Origin of the sequence: Legionella sp., from assembly GCF_049790535.1 — a bacterium.
Taxonomy (GTDB): domain Bacteria; phylum Pseudomonadota; class Gammaproteobacteria; order Legionellales; family Legionellaceae; genus Legionella.
Window position 1 is genome coordinate 24,858 of the sequence record NZ_JBAQZB010000049.1, and the last position, 9,217, is coordinate 34,074.

A 9,217-nucleotide genomic window follows, 5' to 3' on the forward strand; every position below is an offset into this window, starting at 1 on the left:
GCCCACAACATTATTCATTATTTTGTTTGTCAATTGCAATACTATTCTTCTACTCTTAAAATTTGCTATAGTAAGTCAACTTATATCATCAATATGGGATAGTGATTTGGTATGGCGTCCTGAACAATATTTAGTTGGAAACTATTTTCAAACTGAAGTAAATGAACTTTTTCGCAAAAGTTTTAATATTCATCCCTTTGGTTCTATTTTAGATATTGGTAGTGGTGATGGATACTACATTAACCGGCTAGCAGGTTTCGTAAAAAGCGGGCAAATTCTTGGGATTGATAGTTCTGCAGAAATGGTAAACTATGCCGAGCAGCATTGGCGGCGTAAAAATCTTTCTTTTGAAGTTCATCGGATTGAAGACTATCAGTCTTCTATGATGTTTGATTTTATTTTGTCTTTTTGGTGTTTGCACTGGACTCAGATTGAATTATCTTTCTCTAATATCTTTAATGCATTAAAAGGTGAGGGAAGATTATATGCGATTGTTTCCTCATTTTCTGATAATAGTGTTTTGCAAGCATGGCAAGAATTAATAAAAAACAGTCGCTACAGTGATTTGGCACAACAAAATATTAATGCCTTTAATGAGTATACAGATTATTTTTATCGTGTTTTGACTGTCTTAAATAAAATACCTTTTAGAAAAGTTAGACTTGACTTACAAACGCTGCGAATTTATCTCCCAAGTATGGAGTATTTTAAAGGTTTATTATTAACGCTTCCATTCATGAACACCATTGCTGAAGAAATTCAGGAGGATTTGAGTAATACGCTGTGTGACGCGTTTCAAAAAATTTGTCAATACAAATATGAGGGTAAGCTATATTATGAGACACGGCCTATTTTTTTAGAGGCTATAAAATAACTCTGTCGTTATGGGAGAAACAATGAGTTTGAATCCGATCATGGTATCTGAACTAAATTTACCAATGGTGTTGGTTTCTGCAAATCATGATCACACCGATACAAAACCCTTACTCACTCTAATCGCTAAACATCGTGCGGAACTCATCGCTCAGATTACTCAGTATGGCGCTATTTTATTTAGAGGTTTTTCCTGTGAAGATGAGAGCTATTTTTCACAAGCCATCGCATTGTGTGATTTAGGCAATCGATGCGATACCAGTGATTATGATTTACCAAGAACTGTATTGCAAAATGACATATATACTTCAAGTGATCTTCCACCTCATATTCCTTTGCCTCTTCATCATGAAAAACCCAGATCGAAAAATCCACCAGATACTATTTATTTTTGTTGTGTAACTCCAGCTCAAAAAGGTGGAGGCACCATTGTCGCTAATGCAGAATCTATTTGGCAAGATATGCCACAAACGATTCAAACGAAGATTAAAGAATATGGCGTTGTCTATAAACAGTTTTTTCATGGTAAAACAATAAAATATAAGCTACTACAAAAAATTTGGGGTATTGGTAGTGCGCGTAGCTGGTTTGAATATTTTACAACAGATGAAAAAAATGAAATTGAAAAAAAATTAATTCAGGATAAGCTTGGTTGGGAGTGGATCAATAAGGGTAAAGAGTTAATTGTATCAACCTACTTACCTGGAGCATTAGACCATCCGCTTACCCATAAAACAAATTGGTTTAACTCAGCTGCTTATCTCAATTATTATGCAAATTTTTTGTATGGTAAGTTAACCGACCTACCTATTCATAGGTACCTGACTGCTCGATATATGATTTTAAAAGATATATTCCCTATGGTTTGTCATTATGGCAATGGGCAGGCTTTTTCAGCTGATGAAGTAAAAGAAATTAATCGGATTATCCAAAAGCATACGCGTGTTATACGTTGGCAAAAGGGAGACTTTATGATTGTGGATAATCTTACTTTCATGCATGGTAAACAACCTCATGAAGGAAATCGATTGTTGTATTCGTGTATGACGAAGCGGGAAGCAGATAAAAATTAACTGTTATTTTCGAGCCAATAAGACGGTACATAAAGAAGACGGACTTTGTTTTTGAACAGACAGCATTGTAAAGCCTGTCTCTTCTAACATAGTTAGATATTCTGCTGCGGTTTTCATGACATGGGGTGCAAAATCATCGTGAAAAATATACCGATACTCTGAAGAAAGGCACCTATCCCTATTTTCTTCTTTATAAAATTCACAAATGGATACAAGACCATGTTGGGGTAAAGCCTGATAAGCCATTTTTAATAATTTTCTGTTTATGGATTCATCCCAATCAAAGAAAACACGAGTAAATAAAATGAGATCAAATCCTTTTGGGAACAGGTTATCACTAATAAAATCGCCTTCAATTACCAATACTTTATCGCTTAGTTTCTTGGATGCGATATTGTTTCTCGCTAGCTGTGCTGACTTAGGTAAATTGTACACAGCGGCTTTTAAATGAGGGTGTGCAGTTACTAATGCGCAAGCCATAGTGGCATCACCACCACCTACATCTAAAAAGGAAGTCACTTTTTTAAAATTAATTTCTTTTAATAATGAATGAATAGGCAGGTCCGCGGTTTCTGTCATCCAATCTTCAAGCCATTTAACCTCTACGTCCGTTTTGGGAGGCCAGGAAACACTGGTTTTAACTTTGCCATAACGTAATACATCAGTGAGATTTTCGTCTGCTGCTACATGCCAGGTATTAAAAAAGAATTGCATTGAAGACCATTGTTCACTGTGGCGCAATTTGATAAATCCATTAGTTAATTGATAAGCAGGTTGGTTATCAATCTCAACTTTTATTAAAAAATGCGCGTCACTCAAAAGATACAGCCATTTTTTGGCTCTATTGGGCATTAATCCTAATTTTTCGATGATCGCTTGTTCTGAAACACACTTATTATGTTCAAATAAAGCAAATAAGTTGAGGTTAAACATAGCTTCTACGAGCTTAAGCTTTGCGCCAGACGCTATGAGTGAACAATAATTATTATAAAAATCAACTGTAAACACTTCGTCTTTGTTTTGCGTTAAAGACATGTGCATGTTTTGATGTTCAGTGCAAAGGTATTTTGTTAACCATGTTTTGAACCATGATTTTATCATTTCACAGAATAGTGTTTAGAGTACTCTAAGAACAATCATATAGAAGAAAGAAATGTTCTGCAATTAAAGTCCATGATTATCGCGCATAATTTTGTTCAGCAGACCCACATTTTTCTAAATTGCTACGATTTTGTAAGTTCCGTGTGAGTTTGAGTAATGCATCTGCTTTATGTGCAAATAGCTTTAATGCATCGCTCGCAATTTGATAATGCATACGTATTTCTTCTTCCAATTTATTTTTGGAATACAATGTCGCAAAGGTGGTTTTTTGGTTAGCTAAATCGGAAGAGCGGCCTTTTCCCAGTAATTTAGTCGGTGCATAGTAGTCTAAATAATCATCTTGTATTTGAAAAACCAGACCAATATGAATCGCATAAGTCTTTAATGCCATTTCAGTGTGTTTAGAAATGGAGTTTTTTGCTGCTAAAACCATTTCGATGCACGCAGAAATGAGTCGTCCAGTTTTTAGGTGATGAATTTCGCGAAGTTGCTTCTCAGTAATGGATGCTTTGGCTAATTCTGATAAATCCAGACTTTGCCCACTCACCATGCCACTGATGCCACTGGCTTTGACTAATTTGTGGGTGATAGCAATAATTTGTGAGGGATTGAGTAAATCAGATAAGCGTGTCAATAATATCTCGATAGCTAGAGCCTGCATACCGTCGCCTACTAAAATGGCTGTTGCTTCATCAAATGCTTTATGACAGCTTGGTTTGCCGCGGCGCAGATCATCATCATCCATAGCAGGAAGATCGTCATGAATTAATGAATAGCAATGAGTTAATTCCACTGCTACGGCAATAATATCGAGAACTTCTAACTCTAGATCAATGAGATTACCAATCAAATAAACCAAGATTGGTCTGACTCTTTTTCCGCCAGGAAATAGAGAATAATTCAAGGCAGAATAAATTTTCTTCGCCGGTATAGACGTAGTATTAATTATTTGTTCAAGCACGTGTTCATGACGTTGTAAGTAAGTATTAATCACGTAATTCTTCATCTGGGCTGGTTGGTTGTGTTGTCGATCGGTCAGCAGTTAGAGTTTCTATTTTTTGTTCCGCTTGTTGCAATACATCGTGACAATGTCTGGCTAAACCAATTCCTTTTTCAAATTGTTTTAGCGAATCTTCCAAGGTTAACTCCCCTTTTTCCAACTGCCTGACAATTTTTTCCAGTTCCTCTATAGACTGCTCAAAGTGGATGCCTTTGCTCATATACCCTGTCCTAATTGTGCAAAATTTATTAATTATACTGACTTGTTTTAAGGATTCAATGGGTTAACGAATAGGGTTAAGGTTTTCTTGTCCGAAATACACCTTTTTAGATGCCCTATTTTTAGTTTATTATGCCAGAACTTGGATTAATAAAGGTTAACAATTATGAAAACAAAAACCCAATTTGTATGCAATCAATGTGCCGCTGTTTTTAAGCAATGGTCGGGACAATGCACACAATGTGGGGTATGGAATTCTATTGCCGAAGAAGGGGTTGTACCTATTAGTCGTAATGCTCGCAATGGTGCTTGGGTAAACCAACGGTCAGTAATTACTGCGGTAGAAGATGTGGTAATGGATAAAGAAATTCGCATGAATTGTGGTTTATCTGAATTAAACCGTGTTTTAGGCGGGGGTCTGGTATATGGTTCAGTAGTTTTAATTGGTGGGGATCCCGGCATAGGTAAATCCACTTTATTGCTACAAACTTTGGCTAATCTGTCGATGCAAGAAACTGTTTTATATGTTACCGGCGAGGAATCATTACAGCAGGTTGCTATGCGCGCTAAACGTTTAAATCTTCCATTAGCTGGTTTACGTCTTTTAGCTGAAACACAGGTCGAATCTATTATTTCCCATACACAAAAGGAAAACCCAAAAATTATTGTAATCGATTCCATCCAGACTATTTTTACGGAGAATATTAATTCTGCTCCAGGAGGGGTTAGTCAGGTACGTGAATCCGCAGCACAATTAGTTCGTTTTGCTAAGATGACTCAGACGGCGGTTTTTTTAGTCGGGCATGTGACTAAGGAAGGTGCTTTGGCTGGTCCTCGTGTCTTAGAACATATGGTCGATAGTGTTTTGTATTTTGAAGGTCAAAGTGACAGTCGTTTTCGCGTGATTCGTGCGATTAAAAATCGCTTTGGTGCTGTGAACGAGTTGGGTGTTTTTGCAATGACAGATAAGGGTTTAAAGGAAGTAGCCAATCCGTCCGCAATTTTTTTATCACGCCAACCAGAACCTACTCCTGGCAGTGCAGTTATGGTGACCTGGGAAGGTTCTCGTCCTATGCTGGTGGAAGTACAGGCACTGGTGGATGAAGCACATGGACAGCAAGCCAAACGGGTTACCGTGGGTCTGGAACATAATCGTTTAGCCATGTTGTTGGCTGTTTTACATCGCCATGGAGGCATTGCTACCTACGATCAGGACATTTTTATTAATGTGGTGGGTGGAGTAAAGGTTACAGAAACTGGATCAGACTTAGCTTTACTTGCTGCGGTAGTGTCAAGTTTGCGTAATCGTGTTTTTGATAGTGAAACTATTATTTTTGGTGAGGTGGGACTGGCTGGTGAAATTAGACCGGTACAAAGTGGTCAGGAGCGTTTGAAAGAAGCGGCTAAACACGGTTTTAAACGCGCTATTCTTCCCTTTGCTAATGCTCCCAAACAACAGAACTCTTCCATAGTAATTGAACCTGTAAAGTATCTACATGAAGTTTTAGAGAAGATGTAACCCAATTAAATCAAAGCAAAAAGTTGTTTTTTTTTAAACAGAATGTTAAAATAAAAAATATAACAATGATGGTATTCAATTGGTAGACTTTTACAAGATTAAAGACATTACCTTAGGTGCTCCTTCCTTTTCGGGGCATGAAGCTTATTGTGGTGCAATATATAATCCCAACGGTAAAAACATTGTATATAAAAAAAATAAATTAGGCATTCCTTCCTTATCTCGTTTAGAGTTATCCTTTAGTCAATTAGCCAAATTATTTTTAACCCCTGATTTAACCCCTCATCAACATTTAGTTATTGATGAGAAACAAAATGTTGTTGGAATGGCTGTTCTGCATCTTTGCTATGTTATTGAAAATAAAGAAGGATTAGAAAAATCTTTTTATAATTTAGGTACTTCTTTTAAATACTGTAACACTAGAGCACAAAAGGTTACTAAGCCCGAGGAAATTCCAATTTATTTTTTAGATAAATTACCGCAAGGCTATTGTGCCAAATTAATGAATGCAGAGAAAAAAAATCAATTGACCATAGACTACGAGTCACTGGCAAGCATTCTGACGACTTCTTATACTATGGAAGAAGATGATTTGCATAAAGGGAATTTTGGTTTTTATATAGTGGAAAAAAATAGAAAACCGCATGTAGTATTTTTTAAAATTGATCATGATTTAATGTTTGTCGACAGTATTATGGGTTTTCATATTAGAAGACCCTTTCATTTATTTCATGGTCCCAGTGCCTTTGATATTACCGTTGAAGATTTATTATCTTTTCCTAATTTGAAACATTCGGCGAACTCTTATTGGCCAACAAAATTTGGCTATCTTGCTAATCCTATCGATAATAAGGAATATCATAGTTGGGCAGAAAATAAAGCTTTTGCTAATTTAGCGACTAATTCCGAATTTAAAAAAGTAAAGTGGAAAACTTTTTATAAGCATATTTTAATTCCAACTGAACTAATTGAACGCACATTACGTGATTGTGCCGATTTTCAAAATCCTATTGATCGGGCACATATTGCTTTATTAACGCACGCAATGGTGGCGCGAGTGGCCGCATTGCGTGCGGTACTTTTTTCAATAAAAGAATTTCGTGAGTTTGTAGTTGGGTTAGATGAACGGGAAAATGAAAGTTTATTGGCTGAAATATTTCCTGCACAGCATGATTTACAGGAGAAAGTAACCACGTCGTTGACTCATTTTAAAGAACTTTGTACTAATGTATTTGAAGAGGGAGATACTCCTTTACATACAGCAATTAAACTGGGTGAATATCGTTATGAAGAAACAGTTCGGATGTTTGCGCATTCCATCAATACTCGAAATAGTGTTGGAAAAACTCCTTTAGATCTTGCAGTAGAACAAATTGATTCTACTGAAATAGGTGTCAAAAGTGATATTCGCAAAAACATGCAGTGTATCACCCGACATTTGTTAGAAAAGGGTGCATTTAAAACTGATAGTTTTAAAGAGGCTGATATCGATACAAAAATTCAATCTTATCAATTTACTAACCCCTACATTTCGCGTATAACGCCAGAGTACTCTTATACTGAGTTTAAAAATATTTTAAGAAATATTGGAGAAGATCATCAATTTTGTTTGAAATATAAAAAAAATTTAGCTATCGAATGTATTCGTCGTTGGATTGAGATCAGGAAAAATCATCTTGATTTTCAACAGGAATTAAGTCAATTACGAAAAGATGTGAATGGAAACTCTCCTGAAATAGAGTGCGCGGGATTAAAATTCATCCGTCAATTACGTAGTAGATTATGGATTATTCGTCAATTGAGAGGCTTGTATGGCCAAACCTCAACTCAAAGAGAAATAAATAAAATTATTGACCAGACTATGCAATCCTACAAAACCATAGAATGCAATTCCTTTACTTTTTTTAATGTTTGTAAACGAGAGCCTAAAGATTGGCATAACCATGTTTATCAACCGGTGCTCTCTTAGTTATTTCCCAAAAAAACTTCCATTCTGTTTGTTACATTTATTTTTATTACTTAATAACATCTATTCTCAATATCACTTTGAATACATACATAATTTTACATTATTAATAAAAAACTTCTCCTATAAAAACTCAAGCTTGTGATGATTTAAGTCAATTTATAAACCAAAATGATAAATTAATGTTTAAAAATTTAGGTTAACTTGAGAAATTAAGTCTAAAATAAAATCATGATGAATTATTAATGATCCATTAGGGGTGTTATTATGTCTCGCAATGCTGATTTATTAAATAAATTAAATAATCTTATCCTTGGTAAAAGGCCACAAGACATAACCGGATTATTGGATGCCATATTAAGTGTAAATCCTGAAGATGCGAATGCATTCCGAAATGCTATAAAACCTTACGCTAAACTATTGGAGTTGATGGATAGTACTTCTGCAGAAGAAAAAAGGGTGCATAAGTCGAATTATTATTCTTCTGATGAATTTTTAGATCCGCATGGTACTCCCAATTTTCTTGAGATCCAACAGATTGCTGCCGCACAACGGGTGAAATTTAGTTTAAATAAACTGACTGATCAGGAAGTTTTACTTAATATTTTAAAAAATAATGAGGAGATATGTAGGTCTTATCTAGCAGAGAAAGTAGAACCTAAACTCACAGACGCTTATTACTGGAAAAAAGCGGAAGAAATAACCCTGAATGAAAAAAATTTATCTAATCAGCAGATAAAAGAAAGTAGAAAACCATCCGCACGTTGGGTGCGTATAGACGCTCATCGTTGGAAAAAAGTGCCATCAGAAGTGAGTATTTTGCGTGAAAAAGTTCTACCAGATAATCAGATAGAAAAGATTAGAAAATGGGCAGCCACTTCCTGGGTTCTCCAAGCAATAGATAATGCACCTCTTGAAGAATTAAATAAATTAGCTGAAGACAATAAACCTAGTTTTCAACAAGCGATACAAAAGTTGGGATTCTCTGAAAATGTTAAATTTATCGATGTGCCATTCGTCCGTGACTTAATAAAAGATAAAGTTGAAGCACGTAGAACTCAATTAAGCGCTTTAAACACCAAAACAGATAAAGATTCGATTGCAACGCCACATAAGAATAATAAGTCGTCATTCGAGCTAGAAAAGGGCGTAGTTAATGCAACATTGGAGGACTTGTTAACAAGAGCAGAAAATAAAATAGGACCGAACAATATACAGCTTTTATTTATGGAAAGCGACACCCCCGAGGAATTTATTGAGTCGTATTTTGAAACGTCAGGTGGTGCATTGACTAATGAGGAGCAGAAGTTCAAAGAAGACTTAGAGAGTGAACTCACAGATACTGCATTTCGAAAAATCAGAACTAAGGCCTTGATTCAAGGATTTGAACAATTTGATAAGATGAAAAAGATTCAGGCCGAAGAAGCTTTGCAAAAATCGCGACAAGTTAGTGATAGAACTCTGTC

Annotated in this window: 8 protein-coding genes; 5 read left to right on the forward strand and 3 right to left on the reverse strand. The window is 35.7% G+C overall.

Features of this window, described 5'->3' with window-relative positions; translation table 11 throughout:
- Positions 1-106: 106 nt before the first annotated feature.
- Both WA877_RS02495 and WA877_RS02500 read left to right on the forward strand, forming a co-directional pair.
- Positions 107-874 (forward strand): class I SAM-dependent methyltransferase, encoded by a 768-nt coding sequence (locus WA877_RS02495; protein WP_425169359.1) that lies wholly within the window; start codon positions 107-109, stop codon positions 872-874.
- 22 nt (positions 875-896) lie between these two features.
- Entirely contained in the window at positions 897-1,946 is a 1,050-nt protein-coding gene (locus WA877_RS02500) for a TauD/TfdA family dioxygenase (protein WP_425169360.1), read from the forward strand.
- Positions 1,947-1,949: 3 nt separating this feature from the next.
- Here the strand turns inward: WA877_RS02500 and WA877_RS02505 are convergent, their stop codons facing one another.
- The 3 genes from WA877_RS02505 to WA877_RS02515 all read right to left on the reverse strand — a co-directional run bounded on the left by WA877_RS02505 (position 1,950) and on the right by WA877_RS02515 (position 4,267).
- A complete protein-coding gene (locus tag WA877_RS02505) occupies positions 1,950-3,047 on the reverse strand; it encodes a methyltransferase (protein WP_425169361.1) in 1,098 nt (365 codons plus the stop codon).
- 76 nt (positions 3,048-3,123) lie between these two features.
- Positions 3,124-4,053, reverse strand: a complete 930-nt coding sequence (locus tag WA877_RS02510; RefSeq protein ID WP_425169362.1) for a polyprenyl synthetase family protein — start codon at positions 4,051-4,053, stop codon at positions 3,124-3,126.
- Positions 4,034-4,267, reverse strand: a complete 234-nt coding sequence (locus tag WA877_RS02515) for an exodeoxyribonuclease VII small subunit (RefSeq protein ID WP_425169363.1) — start codon at positions 4,265-4,267, stop codon at positions 4,034-4,036. The genes WA877_RS02510 and WA877_RS02515 overlap by 20 nt, the downstream gene beginning before the upstream one ends.
- A 162-nt stretch (positions 4,268-4,429) precedes the next feature.
- Here WA877_RS02515 and radA point away from each other — a divergent pair, with 162 nt between their 5' ends.
- The 3 genes from radA to WA877_RS02530 all read left to right on the forward strand — a co-directional run.
- A complete protein-coding gene (gene radA / locus WA877_RS02520; protein WP_425169366.1) occupies positions 4,430-5,785 on the forward strand; it encodes a DNA repair protein RadA in 1,356 nt (451 codons plus the stop codon).
- A 79-nt stretch (positions 5,786-5,864) separates the two neighbouring features.
- On the forward strand, positions 5,865-7,754 hold the full coding sequence (ankK, locus tag WA877_RS02525) for a Dot/Icm T4SS effector AnkK/LegA5 (protein WP_425169364.1): 1,890 nt from the start codon (positions 5,865-5,867) through the stop codon (positions 7,752-7,754).
- A gap of 264 nt (positions 7,755-8,018) precedes the next feature.
- Positions 8,019-9,217, forward strand: a 1,199-nt coding sequence (locus WA877_RS02530) for a hypothetical protein (protein ID WP_425169365.1), incomplete at its 3' end; no start/stop codon positions are given.